The sequence below is a fragment of the Streptomyces sp. DSM 40868 genome, assembly GCF_011820545.1.
Lineage (GTDB): Bacteria > Actinomycetota > Actinomycetes > Streptomycetales > Streptomycetaceae > Streptomyces > Streptomyces eurythermus.
On the sequence record NZ_CP050504.1, the window covers coordinates 8144836 to 8170275 of the forward strand.

Sequence of the window (25440 nt, forward strand, 5' to 3'; positions counted from 1 at the left end):
GGGCGGTTCGGGATGTTCGCCTCGCTGCCGCTGCCGCTGCCGCTGTCCGACGTCGACGGCGCGCTCGCGGAGATCGCCTACGCCTTCGACGAGTTGCACGCCGACGGCGTCGTGGTGCGGACCCACAGCCACGGTGTCTACCTGGGCGACCCCCGCCTGGAACCGGTGTTCGCCGAGCTGGGCCGGCGCGGGGCCGTCGTCTTCGTCCACCCCGCCTCCCCGGTGTGCGGGGAGCGGTCCGCGCTCGGCCGGCCCCGCCCCCCATGGTGGAGTTCGTCTTCGACACCGCCCGCTCCCTCACCGACCTGATCTTCACCGGAACCCTCGCACGCCACCCGGGCCTCAAGGCCGTCGTACCGCACTGCGGCGGCGCCGCCGTGGCCCAGCTGCGCCGCCTCTACTACGACCTCGCCGGCCAGGTCGCACGCCGCGTCGTTCGACACCGCGCCCGCCCCGGTGCCGGGCACCGGCTGGCGCTCCCTGACCACCGCCAACGCCCGGACCCTGTTCCCCCGCCTCGCCCATTGAGGAAGCCCATGCCATCCGAGGACCCCATGCAGGAAGAAGCCGTGTCCCAGGACGCCCCGTCCTTCCCCGCGCAGCCGCCGGCACCCCCGGACCCCGCCCGGCTGCCCCTGCCGCCGCACGCCCGGCCCGCGCCCGGTGTACGGCTGCTGCGCGGCGCCGTCTACGCCGTGCCCGACGGCAGCCGGCCGCTGGAGACCGACCTGTGGCTGCCCGAACCGGCGGACGGCCCGCTGCCCGTGGTTGTTTTTGTGCACGGCGGCGGCTGGCGCACCGGACTGCGCGACGACCCAGGGCCGCGGTTCCGGCACTGGCTGCCGGGGCCGTTCGCCCGGCTGGCCGGGGCCGGGGTGGCCGTGGTCTGCCCCGACTACCGGCTCAGCGGCGAGGCCCGGCACCCGGCCCAGCTCGACGACCTGCGCGCGCTGCTGGTCTGGCTGCGCGACCGGGCCGGGGAGCTGGGCCTGGACCCGGACCGGGTGGTCCTGTGGGGCGAGTCCGCGGGCGGTCACCTGGCCGCGCTGACCGCGCTCACCCTGGGGGCCGCCGGTGCCGGAGCGCCGACGGTGACCGTGCGCGGCTGCGTCACCTGGTACGCGCCCACCGACCTCACCCGCCTCGCCGACGACCACCCGCCGGGCCGCTTCGACCCGCGGGACCCTGCCTCGCGCGAGGCGCTGCTGCTCGGGGCCGCCCCGGCCGCCGCCCCCGGCCCGGCCCGGGACGCCAGCCCCGCCCTGCGGGTGACGCCGGCCGCGCCGCCGTTCCTGCTGCTGCACGGCACCGAGGACGAGCTCGTGCCCTGCGCGCAGAGCGACCGCCTCGCGACGGCGCTGCGGGCGGCGGGGGTGCCGGTCGAGCAGGTACGGGTGCCCGGCGCGAACCACCTGTGGCTGGGGCTCGCGGAGGAGGAGGTCGAGCGGGTCTTCGCGCGGACGGCCGGGTTCGTCACCCGGCACTGCGCCCGGGAAACCGACGGACAGGAGGATAATCCGCTGGGTATCCGATCATCCGAGGAGCCATGAGTCATCGCGCCGCCAACCTGCCCCAGCTCCTGTCCGAGGCCCGCCGCTGGTTCGAGGACGCCCTGTTCGCCAGCATGGAGGCGGCCGGCGAGCAGCCGGTGACCACGGCGCAGGCGTCCGTCTTCGCGATGCTCGACGCCGAGGGCACCACCGTCTCCGAACTCGCCCGGCGGATGGGTGTCACCCGGCAGACGGCCCATCAGGCGGTGCACGGACTCATCGGCATGGGCCTGCTGGAGCAGGAACCCGACCCCGGTTCCGCCCGGCGGCGGCTGATCCGGATGACCGCCGAGGGGCGGCGCGTGCACGAGCGCGCGCAGGCCACGATCGGGGTGATCGAGTCGGTACTGGTGGAGCGCATCGGAGCGGACGCCGCGCGCGCCCTGGAGGGCGCGCTGCGCTCCGACTGGGGCGTGCCCCCGCTGGTCGCGGCTCCCTGAGCGGTCTCACGAGGCCGCGTTCCGCTCCGCTGCGGGGACCGGGACCACCTCGATGCGCTGCACGGCCCGGCTGAGCACCAGCACGCCCACGACGATCAGCAGCGCCCCGCACAGCTCGGGCACCAGCCACCATCCGGTGCGGACGCGTTCGCCGAAGAGGGTGATGCCGAGGGTCAGGCTCACCACCGCGTCGCCGATGGTCAGCGCGGGCTGCGCCGCGGCCAGCGGACCGGCCTGCAACGCGTTCTCCAGCAGCAGTACGGCGGCGACACCGGCGAGCGCGAAACCGTACGTCTGCCAGGACCGCAGGAACGCCGTGAGGCCGTGGTCGGCGAAGGTGCCGCTCGCCGACTTCAGCAGGGCGGCGGTCAGGGCGTTGCCCGTCGCGGAGGCGGCCGCCAGCAGCGCGGCGCGCCGGGTCGGCGGCCGGCCCGGGCCGGCCAGTCCCACCAGGCCGGCCATCACGCCGGCGCACAGCAGCAGGACCGGCAGCCACCGTGCGAGCGGCGCCTGGTCGGTCGCCCCGTGCGGGGCCGCCGCGAGCAGCAGGACGGCGAGGCCCGCGACACAGCCGCCGACCCCCCACCAGCCCGAGCGTGGCAGCCGCCGGTGCATCAGCGGGGCGGCGACGAGCAGCGCGAAGGGCAGTTCCAGGATGAACAGCGGCTGCACCAGGGCCAGCGGGCCGTTGACCAGGGCGAGGCTCTGGAACAGCGCGGCGCAGGCCACACCGGCCATACCGATCATCCAGATGGGCCGGTGCACCAGCTCCGCGAGCAGGCGCAGCCCGCCGCGGGTGCTGGCCGAGGCCGCCTTGCGCTGGAACGCGGTGCCCACGGCGTTGCTCGCCGCTCCCGCGACGGCGAACGCCGCGGCGAGTTCGATCACGGCTCTCTCCCGCCTGCGGCAGACCTCCCGGAATCGGACGCCTTCAGCCTACGGAAGGCGGCGCGGGCCCGCCGTGCGGGCCGGGCGTCCGCCTCGCCCCGGCGGCGGGGCTCAGCCGGACGGCGGGAAGCGGTCGGCCGCCGGACCCAGGGCGGCGCGCTCGGCGTCGGTGAGCGCGGCGCGGCCGGTGCCCACACGCGCGTGGGCGTCCCTCCACTTCGGCGGGCCGGGCCGGCCGGGCAGCCCGTCGAGGGCGGCGCCCACCGCGGCCGGCCCCTCGGGGGAGGGCCCCGGCGCGTGCGGCAGTGCCACGGCCAGGTCGAGAGGGCGGACGGTCGCCTCCACCGCGAGCGCGTTGATCAGGTTGCCGGCCGTCAACGTCGGCCGTCGCCGGCCTCGGCGACGCGGGCTCGCGCGGGATGCGGTCCGGTGGCTGTGCCGCTCCCGGGGCACCGGGGCGCACGTGACCCCGGGCCGCCTCGTGGGCGGTCCCGGGTCACGTGTCGGCGGGAGTGCGCTCAGGCGGCGGCGAGGCGCTTGGCCAGCTCGCGCGCCTTGGTGGCGGCGTCCTCCAGGGCACGGTCACGGGAGGCCTCGTACAGCGGGACCAGTTCGGCCATCGCCGGGTTCACGGTCGCCATGGTCAGCTCCGGGACGATGAAGTCCACGTCCAGGCCGAGGCCCGTGCCGAGCGCGGCGTTGAGGTAGTTCTGCACGTACTCGAAGCCCTCGCGCGGGGTGCCCGGCGCGTAGGAGCCGCCCCGGCTGGCGACGACGGTCACCGGGGTGCCCTTGGCGGACTGGGTCTCGCCGGCGGTGCGGCCCATCAGGATGACGTTGTCCAGCCAGGCCTTGAGGGTGGAGGGGATCGTGTAGTTGTACATCGGCGCGCCGATCAGCACCGCGTCGGCCTGCTCCAGCTCCTCTATCAGCTTGACGCGCTCGGCGAACGCGGCGGCCTGCTCGGGGGTGTGGGTGTCCGGGTCGGTGAAGCCGGCGAGGTGGGTGTCGGCGGTGATGTGCGGAACGGGCTGCGCCGCGAGGTCGCGGTAGATCACCGTGCCCTCGGGGTGCTCCTCCTGCCAGTGCTTGCGGAATGCCTCCGTCACGACACGCGAGGCCGACGCCTCGGCCGGGAACACGGACGAATCGATGTGGAGCAGGGTGGCCATGGGTGTCTCCAGAGAAGAGCGGGAACAGCCGGACGCCGGAAACGGGGGCTGTTGTTTCGTACTGGACTACTTTTAGCACATGAACTTACTTTTCTTCAGCACCCTACGGCGGGGTAGTACCCTGAGGTCATGGACGAGAACCACGACAGCGCGGCGTGCAAGCGGGTGGACGACGGCATCACCCGCGTCTTCCAGCTCCTCGGCAAGCGCTGGAGCGGGCCCATCGTGGCCGTCCTGGTGGGACAGCCCGCCTACTTCACCGACCTGCGGCGGGCCGTCCCCGGCATCAGCGAGCGCATGCTCTCCGACCGGCTCGCCGAACTGGGCGCCGCCGGCCTCGTCCTGCGCGAGGTCGACGAGGGCCCCCCGCTGCGCGTCTCCTACCGGCTGACCGAGGCCGGCGCCGCCCTCGAACCCGCCCTCCGTGAGCTGGCCCAGTGGGCCAAGGACCACCTCCCGGACGTCTCGGAGTGCACGGGAGCCGCCCTGGACCGGCCGCGGCGGGCATCGGCCTGACAATCCCGGGCATCGCCGAGCGAAGGCTGCCTCGGTCCCGGCAGAACCCGTCAGTCCAGGATCGTGGCGAGGCCGCGGCGGCGAAGGTCGGCCAGAGTCCTCAGCATCGCCTCGATCTGCTCGGGGGAGTGCCCGACCCAGTCCTCGAGCTCCGACACGACGCGCACGGGCTCGCGGGTGCGGTAGGAACGGGTGGGGTTGCCCGGGAGCTTCTTGTCGGTGACGTTGGGATCGTCCTCCAGCTCACCGGTCGGCTCCACCACGTAGATCCGGCCCGGCCCGTCGCCGGCCGCCAGCTCGGCGCCCCAGGCGGCGGCGTCCAGCGTCTCGGAAAAATAGACATGGCGGGAGACCCGTCCCTCCTCGTAGTTGGACGCGTGGCCGGGGGTCAGCACGTCCCCCGGAACGAGGTCTGCCTTCGTACCGTGCAGGTACGTCCCCGCCTCGTACACCTGGAAGGGGACAGGGGCGCTGGTCATGGGTTGCTCCTTCGGCCTGGACTCGGGCCAACAGGAAACCACGGAAACCCCGTTGGTCCGCCAGGTGGCTTGCGAAGGCTCCCCCGGCACGGCACGGTCACGCCCTGGTGGGCGGTCGCCGTCCCGCGTGCCGGCGCCGGCCGTCTCAGTCGACCGGCCAGGTGTGTACCGGGGCGTTGAGGTGCATGTAGTCGATGTACACCTCGGTCATCCTGCGCAGCGCCTCATGCCGGCCGGCGTGCGCGGTGGCGTCGACGTGGCGGCACATCTCCTTCTGCCACACCGCTCCGTTGCGCGCCGTCACACACCGCTGCTCGATCACCCCGAGCAGCGGCTCCCGCCAGGCCGCGTCCATACCGGAGTGCTCCAGGCCCCGGTGTGCGAGCGGCAGCAGCCGGCGCAGCACCAGCTCCGGCGCCGGCACCTCGCCCATCCCTGGCCAGTACAGCGGTGCGTCGATGCCCAGCCGGGCGGCGGTGTGCAGATTGTCCTCGGCGGCGGCGAAGGACATCCGCGACCACACCGGCCGGTCCTCCTCCACCAGCGCCCGGGTCAGGCCGTAGTAGAAGGCCCCGTTGGCGAGGGTGTCGGCGACCGTCGGGCCGGCGGGCAGCACCCGGTTCTCCACCCGGATGTGCGGACGGTCGTGGGCGACGGCGTACACCGGCCGGTTCCAGCGGTAGATCGTGCCGTTGTGCAGGGTGAGTTCGGCCAGTTCGGGGACGTCGCCGCGGTCCAGTGTCTCCATCGGGTCCTGCGCGTCGCACAGCGGAAGAAGGGCCGGGAAGTAGCGCAGATTCTCCTCGAAGAGGTCGAAGACACTGTTGATCCACCGCTCCCCGAACCACACCCGGGGCCGCACCCCCTGCACCTTGATCTCCTCCGGCCGGGTGTCGGTGGCCTGCTCGAACAGCGGGATCCGGGTCTCGTGCCACAGCTCCTTGCCGAACAGGAACGGCGAGTTGGCCGCGAGCGCGACCTGCACCCCGGCGATCGCCTGCGCCGCGTTCCAGTAGCCGGCGAACTCCTCGGGCGACACCTGGAGATGGAACTGCGTGCTGGTGCACGCGGCCTCCGGGGTGATCGTGTCGGCGTAGGTCCGCAGCCGGTCCGTTCCGTCGATCTCGATGCGCAGATCCTCGCCGCGGGCCGCGAAGACCTGGTCGTTGAGCAGCCGGTAGCGGGGGTTCTCCGACAACGCGTCCTCGCCGATCTCCTCCTGCCGCAGGGTGGGCAGGATCCCGACCATGATCAGCCGGGCGCCGGCCGACCGGGCCCGCTCGTCTGCGTGGTTCAGCGCGGCCCGGATCTCCGCCTCCCAGGCGTCCGGACCGCCCGCGGTCAGCCGCCGGGGCGGAACGTTGATCTCCAGGTTGAACCGGCCCAGCTCGGTGGACCACGCGGGGTCGGAGATCGCCGCCAGCACATCGGTGTTGCGCATCGCCGGCTCGCCGGCGTCGTCCACCAGGTTCAGCTCTATCTCCAGGCCGACCTGAGGACGCTCGGCCTCGAAGCGCGCCTCGCGCAGCATCTGCGCGAGCGCCTCCAGACACGCCTGCATCTTGATCCGGTACCGGCGGCGGTCCTCGCGGGTGAAGACGAGCGCCGGGACGTCCCGTCCCATCGGCCCTCCCAGGTCCCCTCGTCGGACACCTTCCTCTCCAGCGTCGCACCGGGGCGTCCCGGGCACCATGCAGGCCGGGGGAGGGGGCGGTGGCCGGCCGCCCGGGCGTGGTGAGGGGACCGACGGCTGCCACGGCGGGAGTGGCAGCGAGGGCGGTCGGGTGGTCCGGCCGGTCAGGACGTCCCGCAGCGGTCAGGGCTTCTTGCGGGCCACGCCGCCGTAGAAACCTATCTCCTCGGAGCGCGGCGGCGGCGGGGTGTCCGGGCGCCAGAACGGGACCTGGGCCAGGCCCGGTTCCACGAGCTCGAAACCGTCGAAGAAGCGCTCCACCTCGGCCCGGCCGCGCAGGTTCAGGGACGCGGTGGCGTTGGTGTAGACGGCCTGGGCGTCGGTGCGGTCGGCGAAGTCGCCCGTGGCGTGCGACAGCACCAGGAAGCTCCCGGCGGGCAGCGCGTCGCGCAGCGTGGCGACGACCTCGGCGGGCCGGTCCGTGTCGGCCAGGAAGTGCAGGATGGCGACGAGGAGCAGGGCCACCGGCTGATCGAAGTCGATGAGCTGGCGGACGTCGGGGTGGTCCAGCACGGCGCGCGGGTCGCGCAGGTCGCCGAGGACGATACGGGTCGTACCGGACCGGCTGAGCAGGGCGTTGCCGTGCGCGGCGACGATCGGGTCGTTGTCGACGTAGGCCACGCGGACGTCGGGCGCCACCGTCTGGGCCACCTCGTGCACGTTCGGCGACGTGGGCAGCCCGGTGCCGATGTCGAGGATCTGCCGGATCCCGCTGCCGACCACGTACCGGACGGCACGCTGCAGGAAGGCGCGGTTCGCCCGGACGCCGATGCGTGCCTCGGGGGCAGCGGCGGCCAGTGCGTCGCCCGCCTGCTGGTCCACCTCGTAGTTGTCCTTGCCGCCCAGCAGATAGTCGTAGATCCGCGCGGGGTGCGGCTTGCTGGTGTCGATGGTGACGGCCTCGTAGCCGTTCTCTGTCACGCTGTGCTCCTCTCGGCGGCCGGCCCGGCCTCGGTCCGCGACGGCCGGGCCCAGCCTCCCACAGGAACTTCCCGGAGGGTCACGGGAGTTCCCGCAGGCCCGGGGCGGGAGGCGCGGCCGGGGGAGCCGCCCTCCGGCCACTACCCTCCGGCCACTACCCTCCGGCTACGAGCCGTCGCTCTCCAGCCGCCGCCCGCCGCCAGCCGACGGTGTCGGCGGGGGCCGCCCGAGGACCTCACCCAGCCGGCTCCCGTCAGGTGGCACACCCACCACCGGGGACGGAGAGTCAGAACCGACCGGCGGTGCGGGCACGTCCGCCGGCCGTCCCCCACGGACCGGCACGCCGTCCCGCCGCCCAGGCGGCGGCGGGCCGTCCGGCAGGGGCGGGGAACGGTGAATCCATTGCGCTCGGGCCGTTCCCCGCCCCGTCGGTCGCCTGGCCGCCCCCCGCCTCGCGAGCAGCGCTCAAGCAGCGCTCGCCAAAAAATGATGTGCGCCGGTGCCGGCGCCCGCGTTACCGTGACCGCATGTCTACGCCCCGAATCTCCTAGCCGAGGACCCGCTTCCACGCCAGAAGTGTGTCCTCTAGCTTTTTCGGAGCGTTACCCCATGATCACCGCTCGTGATGTCGAGCTGCGCGCCGGTGCCCGCCTCCTGCTGACCGGCGTCTCCTTCACCGTCTCGCCCGGCGACCGGATCGGCCTCGTCGGCCGCAACGGCGCCGGCAAGACCACCCTGATGACCGCCCTCGCCGGACAGTCCGGGCCCACCGCCGGTGACATCGTCCGCACCGGACCGGTCGGCTTCCTCGCGCAGGACTCGCGCGCCGCCGACCCGGCCGTGACCGTCACCGACCGCATCCTGTCCGCGCGCGGCCTCGACACCGCCCTGCGGACCCTGCGCGAGGCCGAGGCGGCGCTGGCCGCCGCCACCGGCGCGCCCGAACTGGACCGGGCGATGCGCGCCTACGCCCACGCCGAGGCCGCCTTCCAGGCCGGCGGGGGCTACGCCGCGGAGGCCGAGGCGGCCCGGATCTCGGCCGGACTCGGCCTGCCCGAACGCGTGCTGGGCCGGCCGGTCGGCGCCCTGTCCGGCGGGCAGAAACGCCGTGTGGAACTCGCCCGCATCCTGTTCGCCGGAACCGACCGCACCCTGCTGCTGGACGAGCCGACCAACCACCTCGACGCCGACTCGCTCGCCTGGCTGCGCGCCTTCCTGAAGGCCCACCAGGGCGGTCTGGTGGTGATCAGCCACGACACGGCCCTGCTCGCCGATGTCGTCAACCGCGTCTTCCACCTGGACCCGGCCCGGGCGACGATCGACATCCACAACACGGGCTGGCGTACGTACCTCACCCGGCGCGAGGCGGACGAGCGGCGCCGCACCCGGGAGCGGGCGAGCGCCGAACGCAAGGCCGCCGCGCTGCACGCGCAGGCCGACCGGATGAAGGCCCGCTCCGCCACCGCCACCATGGCCCGGAGCATGGCCCGGCGCGCGGACCGGATGCTGGCCGGGCTGGAGCCGCGGCGGCGCGCCGAGAAGACGGCGCGGATCCGGCTGCCCGAACCCGCTCCCTGCGGGCGGACACCGCTCGGCGCGATCAGCCTCGCCAAGTCCTACGGCGGCCACCGCGTCCTCGCCGGGGTGGACCTCGCCGTGGACCGGGGCGGCCGGCTGGTGGTGCTCGGCCTGAACGGCGCCGGCAAGACTACTTTGCTGCGGATCCTGGCCGGCGCGGAGCGTCCCGATGCCGGGCGCGTGGTGTACGGGCACGGGCTGCGGCTGGGCTACTTCGCCCAGGAGCACGACACGCTCGACCCCCGGCGCACGGTCCTGGAGAACCTGGCCCTGGCCGCACCGCACCTGGCCCCGGGCGAGGCCCGGCGCGTCCTGGGCGCCTTCCTGTTCACCGGGGACGACGCCGACAAGCCCGCCGGGGTGCTGTCGGGCGGTGAGAAGACCCGGCTGGCGCTGGCCGGCCTGGTCCACTCCGGGGCGAACGTGCTGCTGCTGGACGAGCCGACCAACCACCTCGACCCGGCCTCCCGCGCCGAGGTGCTGGACGCGGTCGGCTCGTATCCCGGCGCGATCGTGATGGTCACCCACGACGAGGGCGCCATCGACGCCCTGCGCCCCGACCGGGTCCTGCTGCTGCCGGACGCGGACGAGGACCTGTGGAGCGAGGACTACCGCGACCTGATCGCCCTCGCCTGACCCGGGACGCCTCCGGGCCGGGGCACGGGGACCTGCCGACCCCTGCCGGCCCGGGGGACAGGGACCTGACGGCACCTCCGGCCTGGGGCACAGGGACCTGCCGAGCCGCTCCCGGCCCGGAGCGTGTCCCGGTGTTCAGCGGGACAGGTCCGTACGGCGGTCAGAAATGCGTGCCGCCGTCGACGCGGATCTCGGTCCCGGTGATGAACGCGCCGTCCCGCGAGCCGAGCATCGCCACGACGGAGGCCACCGTCTCCGGGCCGGCGAACCCCTGGCCGAGCGCCGGGGAGAGCTTGGCGAACAGGCTCATGTCGGCGTCGGCGGGCAGCCCCGGCCCGTTGCTCAGCCCGCTGGCGCCGCTGCCGTCGGTCATCCCGCTGGATATGGAACCGGGCTGGACGGCGGTGAAGCGGATGCCCCGGCTCGCGTACTCGGAGGCGAGCGCGTGCGTCATCGACTGGATGCCGCCCTTGCTCGCCGCGTACGCCGCCATATAGGGGTGCGCGAAGACGGCCGAGGTGGAGCTGAAGTTGACGACCGCCGCGTCCCGGCCCGCCAGCAGGGCCGGGATCGCCTCGCGGATCACGAGGAACGTGCCGACCAGGTTGACCTGGAGGACACGGGTGAACTCCTCCAGGCTCGTCTCGTGAGAGTGCGAGGAACGCAGGATCCCGGCGGCGTTGACCAGCACGTCCAGCCCGCCGAGCGCGGCCGTCGCGGCGGCGACACCGGCGCGTACGGAGGTCTCGTCGGCGACGTCGATGACGACGGTGGTGAGCCGGTCCGCGTACCCGGCCGCCCTCTCCGCGGTGTCCCGCAGACCCCGCTCGCTCACGTCCGCGGCCACCACGCTGCCGCCCTCGGCGAGGACGCGCAGCACGGTGGCCTGGCCGATGCCGGAGCCGCCCCCGGTGATCAGCGCGCGGCGGCCTTCGTAGCGGTTCATGTGTTCTCCTGCCCGGCCCGCCGGGGTGCGGCGGGCCCTGAGCGACGCCGGTTCTCTTGCCGTCCGGCGCCCCGATGCCCTTCACGTTACGCCTAGGTGGCACGATTTGCCATTTCGTCACTGCATGCCACCAAGGCTCGTCGGGTCGTACGCTTCTGGGATGAGCACCAAGCCGCCCACCTCCCTCACCGAGCGCCGCAAGGCCGCGACCCAGCTGGACATCGCCCACGCGGCGGCGGAGCTGTTCGCCGCGCAGGGGCCGCACGCGACCACCGCCGAGGAGATCGCCCGGCACGCGGGCGTCGCGCTGCGCACCTTCTACCGCTACTTCCGCTCCAAGCAGGACGCGGTGAGCCCCCTGCTCGCGGCCGGGGCCGACCGGTGGCGGGCGCTGCTGGAGGCGGCCGAGCCCGGGGCCGGTCTGCTGCGGGCGCTGGAGACGGCGGTCGAGGAGTCGCTGGCGGCACCCGACGAGGAGGCCGCCGTGGCGCTGGAGCGGACCCGGGGGCTGCTGCGGGCCGCCGCGGACGATCCCGCGCTGCGCGCGGTCTGGTACCGGGTGAACCAGGAGTCGGAGGAACGGCTCGTCCCGGTCGTCGCCCGGCTGGCGGACGGCCGCCTGGAGGTCTTGCGGGTGCGCCTGGTCGCGGCGGCCGCCACGGACGCGATCCGCATCGCGCTGGAGACCTGGGCCGCCACGGAGGCGGGCGTCACGGGCGAGGGCTCACCGGCCGCGCTCGCACTCCGCTGCCTGCGCCAACTCCTGGGCGGAATGGAGGAGTTGCCCCCCGCCCGCGACCGGTAGGACGGCCGGCGGCCGCCCGGCCCGAGTCCCGGCCCGAGTCCGTTGTCAGTGGGTGCCCCTACGGTGAACAGCAGTCGGGAACCCGCCGGAACGGCCGCGGGTCCGTCTTGGGGAGGGGTCTGCCATGTCCACGGGGTCCGCGGTGTCGACGACGTACCTGGAGCTGTCACAGGAGGGCGGCGGCGCCCACAAGTTCTACGAGGTGACCGTCGACGGCCGGGTGGTGACGGTGCGCTACGGCAGGATCGGCGCCGCCGGGCAGACGCAGACGACGACGTTCCCGACCGAGGAGAAGGCGCGGGCCGCCGCCGCGAAGAAGGCCGGCGAGAAGATCCGCAAGGGATACGCGCCTGCCGTCCAAGGGCAGCGCGCGCCGCGTGCGGTGACCCGCCGTCAGGTCAGCTCGGCACCCTCCACGGCGCGGGCCGTGGCACCGGTGCTGTGGCGGTTCCGCACCGGCTCGGCCGCGTTCGGCATCCACGTGGACGACGAGCGCTGCTGGGTGGGCAACCAGGCCGGCGATGTCTACACCCTGGACCACGAGGGCGCCGTGCTGGCCCGCTTCAGCCTGCCGGACGGCGTGAAGTGCCTGGTCGCCGACGACTTCTGGATCTACGCCGGCTGCGACGACGGCACGGTGTACGACCTGTCCTCCAAACTGCCCTTCGCCGCCTACGACATCGCCGCCGACGTCGACATCTTCTGGCTGGACATCCACGAGGGCGTCCTGGACGTCTCGGACCGCGACGGCCGGCTCACCGTCATCGACCACGAGGACGAACACCAGTGGTCCCGCCGCAGCCAGGGCGAGCACGCCTGGATGGTCCGCGCCGACGACCGGGCCGTCTACCACGGCCACCAGCGTGGCGTGACCGCCTACGCGCCGGACGGCGGCGGCGAGTTGTGGCACACGCCCACCAACGGCGGCGTGCTGTTCGGCTGGCAGGAGCGGGAGGCGGTGTACGCGGGCACCGCGCACCGCGTGGTCCAGCGGCTGGCGAAGGCCACCGGCGCGATCGAGGCGACGTACGCCTGCGACAGCGCGGTGTACTCGTGCGCCACCTCACCCGGCGGCCGCTTCGTCTTCGCCGGGGACGCGGCCTCCTCCGTCTACTGCTTCGACCAGCACGGCAGGCGGCTGTGGAAGCTGGGCACGGGCGGCGGCTCGGCGCTGTCGATGCAGTACCGCGACGAGCGGCTGTACCTGGTCACCACCGACGGCTCCCTGGTCTGCGTCGACGCGAGCGAGGCGGCGATCGCCGCGGCCCAGCAGGGCACGGTCCCGGTGGTGCGGGACGTCAAGCTCGCCGCCGCCACGCCGACGTACGCCCCGGCCACGGCCGTGACCGCGGTCTCCACGGTCGACCGGGCACCCGCCGGAGCGGTCGTGGTCGAATGCGTCCAGGAGGCCGGCCGGGTCCGGGTGCACGTCGTCTCCGAGGGCTACGACCACTCCTGGAACGTGCAGTTCCCCCGCGCGATACGCGAACCCGGCGCCCGCTACGTCGTGGACGCCCTGCACCCCGCGTCGGGCGGCTTCTACCGAGTCCGCGGCGACATCCACCGCCTCCTGTGACCCGGTCCCGGGCCGCCGAAGCCGTACGGGCGTCAGGGCACGGCACGCAGCGGCCGGCAGGGAACGGCCCGTTCCTTCACCCCGCCCCGCCCGTCCGGCTCCACCCGGTACAGCCGGGCGTCCGGCCTCCGGGACACCGCCTCCGTCAGACGCCCGTCCGTGAACAGGACGGCCGCGCCGTCCTCCAACGCCCAGCCGGCGGGCAGCGCCCCGTCCGCCACGGCCCGGCGGTACGAGGGCCGACGGCCCGGTTCGCTGTCGTAGTGGGGACACACCGAACCCGGCACCAGCCCCAGCCCGTCCCGCAGAGCGGCGAGCGGACCGAAGGAGTCGGTGTGCGAGGCATCCGCCCAGCAGTTGGCACCGGCACTGATCCCGCACAGCAGCGTGCCCCGGTCGCAGGCCTCCCGCAGCAGCCGGTCGACCCCGTGCACCCGCCATACGGCCAGCATGTTCGCGGTGTTGCCACCGCCGACGTACACCACGTCCTGGGCGAGGAGGAACGCGCGCAGCGCGGCGTCGTCCACCTCGCGCCGGAACAGCGTCAGGACGGCGGGCTCACAGGCACGGGAGCGGAACGCGCTCAGGAACCGGTCGACGTACGCCGGAGCGTCACCGCTGGCCGTGGGCACGAAGCACACTGTGGGGCGGGGGCGCCTCGCGTGGGTGAGCAGCCAGTCGTCGAGCAGCCCGTCCTCGTCCGTGGAGAAACCTCCCCCGACGAGTGCGACGCGGCGGGCGGGAACGCTCACCATGGGCTGCCTCCTCCGGTGGGCACGGACGGGACAGGGTGGACGATGCCCGTGGGTGACCCCTGTCGCAAGCCGATATCCGGGACCGGACGGGTCCGGGTCAGGGGAGCACGGTCGCCGCTCGTTCCAGTACCTCTCGTACGGCGGGCAGTGCGTCGGTGCGGTCCCGGGGGATCAGGCCGATGCGGGTGCGGCGGTCCAGGAGGTCGGAGGCGTCCAGGGCGCCTTCGTGGCGGAGCGCCCAGAGGAGTTCGGCGCGGGTGACGGGGTGGCCGGGGAGTACGGGCTCGGCCAGGCCGGGGTCCTCGGTGGCGAGGGCGTGGACGGCCACGGCCTCGGTGCCGTAGCGGTGGACCAGGCGGCGGGGCGCGGGCAGCGCGCGCAGACGGCCGGAGGCGGCGGCGCCGACCAGCGGCAGGGCCGCGGTGGGGGAGGGGGCCACGCGCAGGCCCCGCGCCTCGGCGGCGGCGTCCACCGCGTCCTGCGCCATCCGCCGGTAGGTGGTCAGCTTGCCGCCGACCACGGTGGTGACACCGTCGGGCGAGGTGAGCACCGCGTGCCGGCGGGAGATGTCCGAGGTGCGGGCCGGGGTGCCGGCCCCGGAGCCGGGCGAGGTGTCGAGCAGGGGGCGCAAGCCCGCGAAGGCGCCGACCACCTCCTCCCGGGCCACCGGGGCGTCCAGCACCGAGCCGAGCACGTCCAGCAGGAAGCCGATGTCGGTCTCGGGCACCTCGGGCACGTCCGGGACCCCGCCGTCCACCGGTTCGTCGGTCAGCCCGACGTAGACCCGGCCGTCCCCCTGCGGCAGCACCAGCACGAAGCGGTTGGTCTCCCCGGGGATCGGGATGTGCAGGCCGGCCGGCAGGGCGCCGAGCCGCTCGGAGCGCAGGACCAGATGGGTGCCGCGCGACGGGCGGATCCGGATGCCCTCGGCGAGGGCACCCGCCCACACCCCGGCCGCGTTGATCACGGCCCGCGCCCTGATCTCGCCCTCCTCGCCGGTGAGTTCGTCCCGGATCCGGGCGCCCGTCCCGGTCAGCTCCAGCGCCCGCACCCGGGTCAGCACCCGCGCGCCGTGCGCGGCGGCGGTCCGGGCCAGGGCGGTCACCAGGCGGGCGTCGTCGGTCACCCGGCCGTCCCAGGACAGCAGCCCGCCGCGCAGTCCGGCCGCGCGGACCGAGGGCGCCAGATGCCGGGCCTCGATCTCCGGCAGCCGGCGCGGCGCGGGCAGCACCTGCCGCGGTGTACGGGCGGCCACCCGCAGCATGTCCCCGGCCCGGAAGCCGGCCCACGCCAGCGCGGCCTGGGCCCGGGACACCAGCGGGGTCAGCGGCAGCACGAACGGCTGGGCGGCCACCAGGTGCGGCGCCGTACGGGTCATCAGCACCCCGCGCTCCACCGCGCTCTCGTGGGCGACGTCGAACTGCGCCGAGGCCAGATAGCGCAGCCCCCCGTGGATCAGCTTCGAGCTCCAGCGGGAGGTGCCGAAGGCCAGGTCGTGGGCGTCCACCGCGACGACGTCCAGTCCGCGGGCCGCCGCGTCCAGGGCCGCCCCGGCGCCCGTCGCGCCGAGCCCGACCACCAGGACGTCGGCCACCCGGCCGTCGGCGGCCTCGGCCAGTTCCCGGCCGCGCCGGTGTGCGCTCAGGGACGAGCCGGGCGCGGCCTCGGTGTCGCTCATGGCGTCAGGGTCCTCTCCAGAAGGGTGCGCAGCTCACCGAGGAACGCGGCGGAGTCCAGCTCCGGATCGTCCTCGTCGGTCATCGTGCGCAGGGACAGGGTGAAGGACTGTACGGTCAACAGCAGGGCGCGGGCCTGCCGTTCGGTGTGGCCGGGCCGTACGGAGCCGTCCGCGTGGCCCCCGCGCAGCGCGTCGCCCAGCAGCGCCAGCAGTGCCTCCTGGCTCGCGCCGCGCCGGTCGAGGACGTAGGGCAGCAGCAGTTCCGGATCGACGTCGACGATCTTGCGGAAGAGGGGATGCGCCCGGAACGCCGCCACCCCGGCCACCAGCCCGTCCACGATCCGGGTGCGCGTGGCGACTCCGGGCGCGGGCTGCGGGATCGCCCGGGTGGCCACGTCGATCCACTCCCGGGTCATCAGATCGCCCACCAGCGTCCGCAGGTCCGGCCAGCGCCGGTAGAGCGTCATCCGGGAGACCCCGGCGCGGCGGGCGACGTCGGCGAGCGTGGTGCGCCGCACCCCGACGGCCAGCACGCAGTCGCGTACCGCGTCGAGCACGGGATCGCCGTCCGAACCGTTGTGACGAATAGGCGTCATGTGTCACAGTGTAACGCCCCGGGAGCGGGACGGAAGCGGCACTGCTCCCGCACAGCTCACGACGACCGCCACGCCCAGCCCACCGACCCAGTGAGGACGACCGTTCAATGGACATGCTGTGGAACGGCTGGGGCGACCCGGCCAAGGCGGCACCGCTGCCCGACACGGTGACCGGGCTGCTGTGCGACCTGCTCGGTGTCAAGCCGAGCGGCACGCCCGCCCCCGGCCTGACGGACCTCCGCCCGCCCGCCGTCACGGCCCGGCCCGCCGCCCTGAAGGCCCTCGCCGAGGCCGTCGGCGGCGAGGAGCACGTCCGCACGGACGACGAGAGCCGCATCCGGCACACCCGCGGCAAGTCCACCCCCGACCTGCTGCGCATCCGCGCCGGAGACGTCGCCGACACACCCCAGGCCGTCGTCCTGCCCGCCGGTCACGACGAGGTCCTCGCCGTGCTGCGCGCCTGCGCCGCGCACGGCCTGGCCGTCGTCCCCTTCGGCGGCGGCACCTCCGTGGTGGGCGGACTCGCCCCGCACCGCAGCATGTTCGTCGCCCTGGACCTGCGCCGCATGAACGGCCTGCTCGACCTGGACCCCGTCTCGCGCACCGCCGTCCTCCAGCCCGGCCTGCGCGCCCCCGAGGCCGAACGGCGGCTCAACGAACACGGCTACACCCTCGGCCACTTCCCGCAGTCCTTCGAGTGGGCCACCATCGGCGGCTTCGCCGCCGCCCGCTCCAGCGGACAGGCGTCCGCCGGATACGGCCGCTTCGACGAGATGGTGCTCGCCCTCACCCTCGCCACCCCCGAGGGCACCCTCGACACCGGCCGCGCCCCGCGCTCCGCCGCCGGACCCGACCTGCGCCAGCTGATCCTCGGCTCGGAGGGCGCCTTCGGCGTCATCACCTCCGTCACCGTACGGATCCGCCCGCTGCCCGAGACCCGGGTGTACGAGGGCTGGCGGTTCGGCTCCTTCCAGGAGGGCGCCGCCGCGCTGCGCCGGCTCGCCCAGGACGGTCCCCGGCCGACCGTGCTGCGCCTGTCCGACGAGACCGAGACGCTCATCGGACTCGCCCAGCCCGACGCGATCGGCACCGGCCCGGAGCAGGGCGGCGCCGGATGCCTGGCGATCACCGGCTACGAAGGCACGGCGGAGGACACCGCGCACCGCCGCGCCCGGGCCGCGGACGTCCTGACGGCCTGCGGCGGCACCCTGATCGGCGCCGAACCCGGCGAACGCTGGGCGCACGGCCGCTACTCCGCGCCCTATCTGCGCGACGCCCTGCTCGACGTGGGCGCCTTCGCCGAGACCCTGGAGACCGCCGCGTTCTGGTCCCGGATCCCCGAGCTGTACAAAAGAGTCCGCACCGCCCTGACCGACACCCTCACCCAGGCCGGCACCCCGCCCCTGGTGATGTGCCACATCTCCCACGTGTACGAGAACGGCGCCTCGCTGTACTTCACCGTCGTCAGCGCCCAGGGCGAGGACCCGGTGGCCCACTGGACGCCCGCCAAGCACGCCGCCAACGAGGCCGTACTCGCCGCCGGCGGCACCATCTCCCACCACCACGGGGTGGGCACCGACCACCGCGACTGGTACGTCCGCGAGGCCGGCCCGCTCGGGGTCTCGGCGCTGCGCGCCGTCAAGCGCCGCCTGGACCCCGACGGCCTGCTCAACCCCGGCGTCCTGCTGCCCACCGACTGACCCCGCCCGATCCGACCGCCTGCCTCGGAGGCCCACCGATGCGCCAGTTCACCGCCGTCGTCAACCCCACCGCGGGCGGCTCCACCGGGGCGGCGACCCTGCTCCGGCTGGCCCGGCTGCTCCGCGAGGCCGGGGCCGGGCTGGAGACGGAGTACAGCCACAGCCTCGCCCACGCCCAGGACATCGCCCGTACGGCCGGTGAGCGCGGCCGGATCGTGCTGGCCGTGGGCGGCGACGGCATCGCCGGCGGCATCGGCGGCGCGCTCAGCGGCACCGGCACCGTCCTGGGCCTCGTACCCGCCGGACGCGGCAACGACTTCGCCCGCGCGCTGCGTCTGCCGGCCGAACCCGAGGCGCTGGCGGACATCCTGCTGCACGCCGAGCCCCGGCCCGTCGACACCATCGAGGTGCGGTCGGCCGCCCACCCGCACACGGTGGTGCTGGGCAGCGTGTACGCCGGTGTCGACGCGGAGGCCAACCGGCACGCCAACAACGCCCGGCTGCTGCGCGGCGCCGCCTCCTACTACGCGGGCGGACTGCGCGCCGTCACCTCCTGGCGGCCCGCCGACTACAGCGTCACCGTCGACGGGGCCGAGCACACCCACCGCGGCTACACCGTAGTGGCGGCCAACTCCCCTTATTACGGCTCGGGCCGGCTGATCGCACCCGACGCGCGGGTGGACGACGGGCTGCTCGACATCGTGCTGATCCGCGAGGCCCCGCGCCGGCTGTTCTTCGCCCTGATGAACGAACTGCGCACCGGCGCCCACGTGCACCGCCCCGAGGTACGGGTCCTGCGCGGCCGGGAACTGCGCATCGAGGCCGGCCGGCCCGTCCCCTACGGCGCCGACGGAGAGGTGGAGGCCACCCTGCCGGTCACCCTGCGGATCCGTCCCGCCGACCTGCCGGTCCTGTACTGACCCTGGCCTGCCGACTCGCCCGCGATTTCCGGGGGTTCACGGAGCATCACCTCGCCCGCACCAGGGTAGGCGGTAGGTGTCTGGGGAGGGGTGGTGGGCCGGATGACAGCGGAGCGGGCCGAGGGTGTGGTGCGAGCGGTCGTCGTGTCCGACGGACGGCTGCTGCTGGTCCCGGAGCAGGGCGGCTGGGGGCTGCCCTCGGGCACCCCGCAGCCGGCCGAGACACTCCAGGCCACCGCCGCGCGGGTCGTCTACGAGCTCACCGGCTACCTGGTCGACGGCACCGAGGCACTGGACCAAGGGGATGCCGACGGCGGGACGACCATCCTGTGCCGCCTGCTGACCGAGGCACCGTCCGACGGCGGCCGCCTCACCCCGGACCAGCTGCGCTGGGCAACGGCGGAGCAGGTCGTCGACACCCCCCTGTCACCCCCCGTACACCACTACCTCCAGGGCCACACACCCCCCATCTGACCCCACGGCCACCCAGCCACGGTTCAGCGGCCTTGCGGCCACGGTCCAGCGGCGTTGCGGGTTACGGCTCAGCGGTCTTGTGGCCACGGTCCAACGCCCCTCTGGCCACGGCTGGGCCCGTCCGGCCACGGCCTTGCGGGTTACGGCTCAGCAGTCTTGCGGGCACGGCCTAACGCCCCTGTGGTCACTGCCCAGTGGCCTTCCGGCCACGGCACGGCCCGTCCGGCCACACCCCAACGCTCCTCCGGCCACGGCCCGGCCCGTTCGGCCACGGCTCAATGGCCTTCTGGTCATTGCCCAGTGGCCTTCCGGGCGCGGAGGGTACGGGTCGGCCGCGGCCGAAGACGAGGCGGCGGCGCCGGCAAGGCGGCTCAACATCTCTCCGAGCCCGGTGCAATTCCCCTCGGAGCACGGACCAACGCTCCTCCGACCACGGTCGCCCGGGCCGTCAGGGCCACCCCCGGCGGCCGGTCACCCCGCCCCCGGTCACGAGCGCGCGACAGTGACCCCCGGCGGTGACAACCACTCCGCCGTCCCGCCACCCCGGCCGGTCCAGGCAGATGCGCAACCGCACGACCGCCAGACCGCCCGGCAAGCCGGCGACGGAACGGCCGTCCCGTCGTCCGGCAACGACCGGGAAACGCCCGGCCCGTCCGGCAACGATCGGCCCCCTTCGTCCGGCAACGGTGGGGAACACCCCGGTGGTCCCGCGGCAGTCGGGAAACACCCCGGCGTTCACACCGGTCCAACCGCCCCGCCCCCTCCCTCCGCTTGCGGTGCCGTCCGGCGGGGGTTTCAGTGATGTAGGGACCCCTCGTGGGTCCCTCGCGTTGCCGACAGCGCGGATTCCCCTCGCGGACGCCGCTCGCGGAGTTGCGCCGCGGACGGGCCGGCCCCCCACGCGCGCCAGGAGCTGTCATGTCGATGTCGTTCGGTGCACCGTTCGGTTCGTCGGACCCCTTCAGCGAGCTGCTGAACCGGTTCTTCGGTATGTCGCCGGCGTCATCGCCCCCGGCGGTGCAGCGTGTCCCCATCGGACGGCTGCTGACCGAGTCCGCGCAGGAACTGCTCAACCTGGCCGCGCAGCGGGCCGCCGACGACGGCACGTCCGACCTGGACACCGAACACCTGCTGTGGGCGGCGACCCGGGTCGAACCGTCGCGCCGGCTGCTCTCCCAGGCGGGTGTGGAGCCCGACACCCTCGCCGCCGAACTGGCCAAGGTGCTGCCCCACGAGTCCGGCACGCCCTCCGCGCAACCGGGCCTGACGCCCGCGGCCAAGCGCACGCTGCGCGCCGCCTCCGCCCGGTCGCAGGCCGCCGGGGTGTCCTACATCGGCCCCGAGCACATCCTCGGCGCCCTGATCGGCGACAGCGACACCGGAGCCGCCCGGCTGCTGCGGGCCGAGGGCCTGGACCCGGGGCGGCTGGCCGGCCTCACCGAACAGTCGGCACCGCGCCCCGAGGCGGCCCCCGCCGAGCGCGGCCGGCCGGCCACCACCCTGGACGAGTTCGGCCGCGACCTGACCGAGGAGGCCAAGGCCGGCAAGCTGGACCCGGTCGTCGGACGGGCCGAGGAGATCGAGCAGACGGTGGAGATCCTCTCGCGGCGCTCCAAGAACAACCCCGTGCTGATCGGCGAACCGGGCGTCGGCAAGACCGCGATCGTGGAGGGGCTCGCCCAGCGCATCGTCGCCGGCGAGGTCCCCGACACCCTGAAGGACAAGCGGGTCGTCGTGCTGGACCTGTCGGGCATGGTCGCGGGAGCCCAGTACCGGGGGCAGTTCGAGGAGCGGCTGAAGAAGGTCATCGAGGACGTCCAGGCGGCCGGCGGCGACATCATCCTGTTCATCGACGAACTGCACACGGTGGTCGGTGCCGGCGCCACCGGCGAGGGCGCCATGGACGCGGGCAACATGCTCAAGCCCGCCCTCGCCCGCGGCGAACTGCACGTCGTGGGCGCCACCACCATCGACGAGTACCGCAGGTACATCGAGAAGGACGCCGCCCTGGAACGCCGCTTCCAGCCGGTGCTGGTCCCGGAACCCACCGTCGAGGAGACGGTGCAGATCCTCGAAGGACTGCGCGACGCCTACGAGGCACATCACCAAGTCCGCTTCGAGGACGGCGCGTTGACCGCGGCGGCCGAACTCTCCGACCGGTATGTCAGCGACCGCTTCCTGCCCGACAAGGCCATCGACGTGATGGACCAGGCCGGCGCCCGGGTACGGTTGCGCGGCACCGGGCGCTCCACCGAGATCGTCAGCCGCGAGGACCACATCGCCAAGCTGCGCCGGGAACTCGACCAGGCCGTGTCCGCCGAGGACTTCGAGAAGGCGTCGGAGATCAAGCGGCAGGTCGCCGAGGTGGAGGGCGAACTCGCCGGCATCGAGGAGCGCCGCGAGGGCGTCGTCTCCGTCACGGCCTCCGACATCGCCGACGTCGTCTCCCGCCGCACCGGCATCCCGGTCTCCCAGCTCACGGCCGGCGAGAAGGAGAAGCTGCTGCGGCTCGAAGAGGAGATGCACGAGCGGATCGTCGGCCAGGACGAGGCCGTCACCGCCGTCTCCCAGGCCGTACGCCGCAACCGCGCCGGCATGGGCGATCCCAACCGGCCCGTGGGTTCGTTCCTCTTCCTCGGCCCGACCGGTGTCGGCAAGACCGAACTCGCCAAGACCCTCGCCGCCCTGCTCTTCGGCAACGCCGACCGCATGATCCGGTTCGACATGAGCGAGTTCCAGGAGAAGCACACCGTCGCCCGGCTGGTCGGCGCGCCCCCCGGATACGTCGGCTACGAGGAGGCGGGCCAGCTCACCGAGAAGGTCCGCCGCCAGCCCTACAGCGTGGTGCTCTTCGACGAGGTGGAGAAGGCCCACCCCGACATCTTCAACACCCTGCTGCAGATCCTGGACGACGGGCGGCTGACCGACGCCCAGGGCCGCACCGTCGACTTCCGGCACTGCGTCGTCATCATGACGTCCAACATCGGCGCGCACCGCATCCTGGAGCACAAGGGCGATGTGTCCGACCTCAGGGCCGAGTTGATGGACGATCTGCGCGCCCGGTTCCTGCCGGAGTTCCTCAACCGGATCGACGACATCATCATCTTCCACGGTCTCACCGAGGACGACCTGAGCCGGATCATGGACCACCTGCTCGACCGGAGCAAGCACAAGGTGCGCGCCCAGGGCCTGGACCTGGAGGTCACCGAGAGCGCCAAGAAGCTGCTCATCGCCCACGGCCACCAGCCGGAGTTCGGGGCCCGCCCGCTGCGCCGCACCATCCAGGCGGAGCTGGACAACCGCATCGCCACCCTCCTGCTCGGCGGCGAGGCGGAGCCCGGTGACACCATCGTCGCCGACGTGTGGGACGACTCGCTGCACTGCTCGGTGCGCCGCGGCGCACCCGAGGCACCCGCCGGCTCCGCCCCCGCACCGGCCGGGTGACGGCCGGGCGCCGTCAGGAGGACGGAGGCTCGCCGATGGACACCAGGACCGCGGTCGCCGGCCCGTCCGGGGTGTCGTAGCGCACGGTGTCCCCGGGCCGGCGGCCGAGCAGGGCCCGGCCCAGCGGGCTGTCGGCGGTGACCAGCGTCTGGTCCAGCGCCTCGGCCACCTCGCCGATCCGCAGCGTCTCCGTCTCGCCGTCCGGGAAGCGGACGGTCACCGTGCTGCCCACGCCCACCACGTCGGTCGGGGCGGGACCGGCCGACGCGGCTTCGCGCAGCCGCTCGGTGATGTCCTCGATCCGGCGGTCCAGGCGCCCCAGTTGGTCGGCGCGCCGCAACTGGTCGGCCTGGTCGCCGACCGACGCGGAGGACTCCCGGAGCGTTCCGGCGACCAGCCGGCGTTCGTCCCGCAGGTCGGCCAGCTCCTGTTCCAGCGCACGGCGGGCCTGTGCGCTGATCGGCTCCGGGTCACCGGTCATGACGTCTGCTCCTTGGCGGGACGGGTAACCGGAAGGAAGAGTCCGGCGTTCCGCATCATAAGCGGATCAATCACGTCCAGAGTGTACGAAGGGACATACCGGGATAGTGTGCTGCTGTTCCGGTCTCCGGGCCGATGCCGGCCCATGGAAGGCGCGGAGGGAGGTGTCCCATGTCCTCGAAGCGACGCCGCAAGAAGAAGTCGCGCCGCAACCACCGGGCCAACCACGGGCGGCGCCCGCAGTCCTGACGCAACCGGCGGCCCGTCAGTCCTCCTCCAAGGCGTCACGGACGCTCGGGTAGCAGGCGATCAGCGGGGTGAGGCCGACGATCTCCAGCGTGCGCAGGACGGACTGGCGGACCCCCGCCAGCCGTAGCCAGCCCGTCGGCTGATGGGCCTGGTGTCCGGCGATGAGGACGTTGATGCCGCTGGAGTCCATGAACGGCACCCCGCTGAGATCCGCGACCGTGCGGGTCCCCGGTGCGGGGCCCGCCGGGGTGAGGGCGTCCCGGAGCATCCCCGAGGTGTGGTGGTCGATCTCGCCGGTCACCGTGACGACGGCGACCCCGTCGATGGTGGACCGGAAGACGGACAGCCGCTCCGGTCCCGCCTGTTCGTTCATCTCCGCCGTGTCCGCCACGCGTTTCCTCGTCTCCGCTCGCCGTTCCGGGGCCCGGACCCGCGCATTCCCGGCCGGGTCCGCCGCCGGTATTCCCTACCGGTCTTACCGGGCCTTGCCCCGCGCATTCCTCAGCGGGCGGCTGCCCCGGATCGCGCGGAAGATGCCGGCCGGCCCTGTCGTGTTCCGGCGCATATCCGTCGGGCCGGCCGTGAGTTCGCTCCTTTCCGCGCAACCCCGCGCCCCCAGACGCCCTGGTGTCGGCCGCCGCACCCCTGACGGCGGACCCGCCCCGGTGGAACATCTCGACAAGTCGATACCGTATGTCGGAAGATGTATACCGCAGTGCGGAATCATGGGGGCGTGTCGGTGAGGGGGCGGAACGTGCGGCGGTCGGACGGTGTCCGGTGGTGGCGTCGGGGGCGGGGCGAGGGCTTCGGACGGTGGCTGCTGCGCGGTCCGGCGCAGGTGATGTTCCTCGCCGACGTGCGGACCGGCGCCGTCTTCTGCCTCGCCCTGGCCGCGGCCGACTGGCGCTACGGCGGCTACGCCCTAGGCGGCGCCGCCCTGGGCACCGGCACGGCACGGCTGCTGCACGTCGCCCGGGACCGGGTGGAGCAGGGACTGGAGGGGTACAACTCCTGCCTCGTCGCCCTGTGGTGCGCGGTGTTCCTCGGCGCGGGCCGGCTGTCCACGGCGCTGCTCGCCGCCGCGGGCTGCGTGGTGACCGCCGTCGCCACCGCCGCCGTGGTCCGGCTGCTGCACGGGTGGCGGCTGCCGCCGCTCACCCTGCCGTACTGCCTGCTGGCGAGCGCGGTCACCATCGCCGCGCCCGCCTTCCGGCGCGTTCGGCCGCACGAGGCCGGCCCCGCCGCGCCGCCCGGCCCGGCCACCGGAGCGACCGGGCCGCACCCGGACGACCTGTGGCGCGCCTTCTTCCGCAACATCTCCCAGGTCTTCTTCCTGGACCAGTGGTACGCCGGGGCGCTGCTGCTCGCGGGTCTGTTCCTGGCCGGCCGGGTGGTGGGCCTGCTGGCCTGCGCCGGCAGCGCCACGGGCATCCTGACCGCGTGGGCGCTCGGCGCACCGGCGGCCGGCATCGCCGACGGCACGACGGGCTGCAACGCGGTGCTCGTCGCCATCGCCCTGGGCGGCGTGTTCCTCGCGGCGGCCCCGGCCACCCTGCTGTACGCGCTGCTCGGCGCCGCGACGGCGACCGCCGTGACCCCGGCCGTCGCACATCTGCTCGCCCCCTCCGGCGGCCTGGCGTTCACCTGGCCGTTCGTGCTGACGACCCTCTGCTTCCTGGCCGCCGCCCGCTCCTTCCCCCGGCTGACCGCCCGGACCCCCGCCCCGGACACGGACGAGGTACGCCCGCAGCTGCCCGGCACGACGGCGCGGACCGCGTAGGCCGCCGGAGCGGCGGCGGGCGCCCGGCCCGTGCCCGTAGACTCCCCGCTGCCCAGCCGGACCGGGCGGCGCGGTGTGCCGCCCGGGCGGTGCGTCACGTACGGACCCGTACGGGCCCGGTCGTTGGGTTTGCTACATTGCGCAACCACGCAATCAAGATCGCG

At 74.1% G+C, this 25440-nt stretch carries 24 protein-coding genes; 12 read left to right on the top strand and 12 right to left on the bottom strand.

Features of this window, described 5'->3' with window-relative positions; all coding sequences use genetic code 11:
* The first annotated feature begins 12 nt into the window (after positions 1-12).
* The 3 genes from HB370_RS42755 to HB370_RS36580 are packed head-to-tail and all read left to right on the top strand — an operon-like array spanning position 13 to position 1990.
* On the top strand, positions 13-309 hold the full coding sequence (locus tag HB370_RS42755; RefSeq protein ID WP_063766436.1) for an amidohydrolase family protein: 297 nt from the start codon (positions 13-15) through the stop codon (positions 307-309).
* A complete protein-coding gene (locus tag HB370_RS36575) occupies positions 264-1550 on the top strand; it encodes an alpha/beta hydrolase (protein ID WP_342450991.1) in 1287 nt (428 codons plus the stop codon). Before HB370_RS42755 ends, HB370_RS36575 begins: the two co-directional genes overlap by 46 nt.
* Positions 1547-1990 carry a MarR family transcriptional regulator gene (locus HB370_RS36580; protein ID WP_030788480.1) on the top strand — a complete coding sequence of 148 codons (444 nt, stop codon included), beginning with the start codon at positions 1547-1549 and terminating at the stop codon, positions 1988-1990. Before HB370_RS36575 ends, HB370_RS36580 begins: the two co-directional genes overlap by 4 nt.
* A gap of 6 nt (positions 1991-1996) precedes the next feature.
* Here HB370_RS36580 and HB370_RS36585 read toward each other — a convergent pair whose 3' ends face one another.
* From HB370_RS36585 to HB370_RS36595, 3 genes are all read right to left on the bottom strand, one after another.
* Positions 1997-2878, bottom strand: coding sequence for a DMT family transporter (locus HB370_RS36585; RefSeq protein WP_030788484.1), 882 nt, complete (start codon positions 2876-2878; stop codon positions 1997-1999).
* Positions 2879-2989: 111 nt separating this feature from the next.
* A complete protein-coding gene (locus HB370_RS36590; protein WP_051816027.1) occupies positions 2990-3256 on the bottom strand; it encodes a hypothetical protein in 267 nt (88 codons plus the stop codon).
* A gap of 140 nt (positions 3257-3396) precedes the next feature.
* A complete protein-coding gene (locus HB370_RS36595; protein WP_030788490.1) occupies positions 3397-4050 on the bottom strand; it encodes an NAD(P)H-dependent oxidoreductase in 654 nt (217 codons plus the stop codon).
* A 129-nt stretch (positions 4051-4179) separates the two neighbouring features.
* On the opposite strand from HB370_RS36595, the gene HB370_RS36600 reads away from it, so the two are divergent.
* Positions 4180-4566, top strand: coding sequence for a helix-turn-helix domain-containing protein (locus HB370_RS36600; RefSeq protein ID WP_030788493.1), 387 nt, complete (start codon positions 4180-4182; stop codon positions 4564-4566).
* A gap of 50 nt (positions 4567-4616) precedes the next feature.
* On the opposite strand, the gene arr is transcribed toward HB370_RS36600, so the two are convergent.
* The 3 genes from arr to HB370_RS36615 all read right to left on the bottom strand — a co-directional run bounded on the left by arr (position 4617) and on the right by HB370_RS36615 (position 7659).
* Positions 4617-5045 (bottom strand): NAD(+)--rifampin ADP-ribosyltransferase, encoded by a 429-nt coding sequence (gene arr / locus HB370_RS36605; protein WP_030788496.1) that lies wholly within the window; start codon positions 5043-5045, stop codon positions 4617-4619.
* 145 nt (positions 5046-5190) lie between these two features.
* The gene (locus HB370_RS36610; protein ID WP_030788500.1) at positions 5191-6669 is read right to left on the bottom strand and encodes a glutamate-cysteine ligase family protein; all 1479 of its coding nucleotides are present in this window, start codon (positions 6667-6669) and stop codon (positions 5191-5193) included.
* Between the two features lie 192 nt (positions 6670-6861).
* A complete protein-coding gene (locus tag HB370_RS36615) occupies positions 6862-7659 on the bottom strand; it encodes an SAM-dependent methyltransferase (RefSeq protein WP_030788502.1) in 798 nt (265 codons plus the stop codon).
* Positions 7660-8268: 609 nt separating this feature from the next.
* On the opposite strand from HB370_RS36615, the gene HB370_RS36620 reads away from it, so the two are divergent.
* Entirely contained in the window at positions 8269-9873 is a 1605-nt protein-coding gene (locus tag HB370_RS36620) for an ABC-F family ATP-binding cassette domain-containing protein (protein ID WP_030788506.1), read from the top strand.
* A gap of 160 nt (positions 9874-10033) precedes the next feature.
* On the opposite strand, the gene HB370_RS36625 is transcribed toward HB370_RS36620, so the two are convergent.
* Positions 10034-10819, bottom strand: coding sequence for an SDR family NAD(P)-dependent oxidoreductase (locus tag HB370_RS36625; protein ID WP_030788509.1), 786 nt, complete (start codon positions 10817-10819; stop codon positions 10034-10036).
* Positions 10820-10979: 160 nt separating this feature from the next.
* Between HB370_RS36625 and HB370_RS36630 the strand changes: the two genes are divergently transcribed.
* A complete protein-coding gene (locus HB370_RS36630; RefSeq protein WP_030788512.1) occupies positions 10980-11624 on the top strand; it encodes a TetR family transcriptional regulator in 645 nt (214 codons plus the stop codon).
* A gap of 124 nt (positions 11625-11748) precedes the next feature.
* Positions 11749-13200: a WGR domain-containing protein gene (locus HB370_RS36635; protein WP_030788515.1), complete on the top strand. Its 1452-nt coding sequence runs from the start codon at positions 11749-11751 to the stop codon at positions 13198-13200.
* 32 nt (positions 13201-13232) lie between these two features.
* Here the strand turns inward: HB370_RS36635 and HB370_RS36640 are convergent, their stop codons facing one another.
* The 3 genes from HB370_RS36640 to HB370_RS36650 form a co-directional block, all read right to left on the bottom strand.
* Positions 13233-13955: a peptidase E gene (locus tag HB370_RS36640; protein WP_030788518.1), complete on the bottom strand. Its 723-nt coding sequence runs from the start codon at positions 13953-13955 to the stop codon at positions 13233-13235.
* Positions 13956-14052: 97 nt separating this feature from the next.
* Complete coding sequence (locus tag HB370_RS36645; protein WP_167513076.1) at positions 14053-15633, bottom strand: glycerol-3-phosphate dehydrogenase/oxidase; 1581 nt, start codon at positions 15631-15633, stop codon at positions 14053-14055.
* Positions 15630-16229 (bottom strand): TetR/AcrR family transcriptional regulator, encoded by a 600-nt coding sequence (locus HB370_RS36650; RefSeq protein ID WP_030788525.1) that lies wholly within the window; start codon positions 16227-16229, stop codon positions 15630-15632. The genes HB370_RS36645 and HB370_RS36650 overlap by 4 nt, the downstream gene beginning before the upstream one ends.
* Before the next feature lie 107 nt (positions 16230-16336).
* Here HB370_RS36650 and HB370_RS36655 point away from each other — a divergent pair, with 107 nt between their 5' ends.
* From HB370_RS36655 to HB370_RS36670, 4 genes are all read left to right on the top strand, one after another.
* On the top strand, positions 16337-17929 hold the full coding sequence (locus tag HB370_RS36655) for an FAD-binding oxidoreductase (RefSeq protein ID WP_030788527.1): 1593 nt from the start codon (positions 16337-16339) through the stop codon (positions 17927-17929).
* Positions 17930-17967: 38 nt separating this feature from the next.
* A complete protein-coding gene (locus HB370_RS36660; protein ID WP_030788530.1) occupies positions 17968-18849 on the top strand; it encodes a diacylglycerol kinase family protein in 882 nt (293 codons plus the stop codon).
* A 102-nt stretch (positions 18850-18951) separates the two neighbouring features.
* Positions 18952-19323, top strand: a complete 372-nt coding sequence (locus HB370_RS36665) for an NUDIX domain-containing protein (protein ID WP_030788533.1) — start codon at positions 18952-18954, stop codon at positions 19321-19323.
* A gap of 918 nt (positions 19324-20241) precedes the next feature.
* Complete coding sequence (locus tag HB370_RS36670) at positions 20242-22767, top strand: ATP-dependent Clp protease ATP-binding subunit (protein ID WP_030788535.1); 2526 nt, start codon at positions 20242-20244, stop codon at positions 22765-22767.
* Positions 22768-22780: 13 nt separating this feature from the next.
* On the opposite strand, the gene HB370_RS36675 is transcribed toward HB370_RS36670, so the two are convergent.
* Together HB370_RS36675 and HB370_RS36680 are read right to left on the bottom strand one after the other, a co-directional pair.
* Positions 22781-23248: a GreA/GreB family elongation factor gene (locus HB370_RS36675; RefSeq protein WP_030788539.1), complete on the bottom strand. Its 468-nt coding sequence runs from the start codon at positions 23246-23248 to the stop codon at positions 22781-22783.
* 264 nt (positions 23249-23512) lie between these two features.
* Positions 23513-23869: an STAS domain-containing protein gene (locus HB370_RS36680; RefSeq protein ID WP_030788542.1), complete on the bottom strand. Its 357-nt coding sequence runs from the start codon at positions 23867-23869 to the stop codon at positions 23513-23515.
* Between the two features lie 381 nt (positions 23870-24250).
* On the opposite strand from HB370_RS36680, the gene HB370_RS36685 reads away from it, so the two are divergent.
* Positions 24251-25276 (top strand): urea transporter, encoded by a 1026-nt coding sequence (locus HB370_RS36685; RefSeq protein WP_063766437.1) that lies wholly within the window; start codon positions 24251-24253, stop codon positions 25274-25276.
* Positions 25277-25440 lie beyond the last annotated feature (164 nt).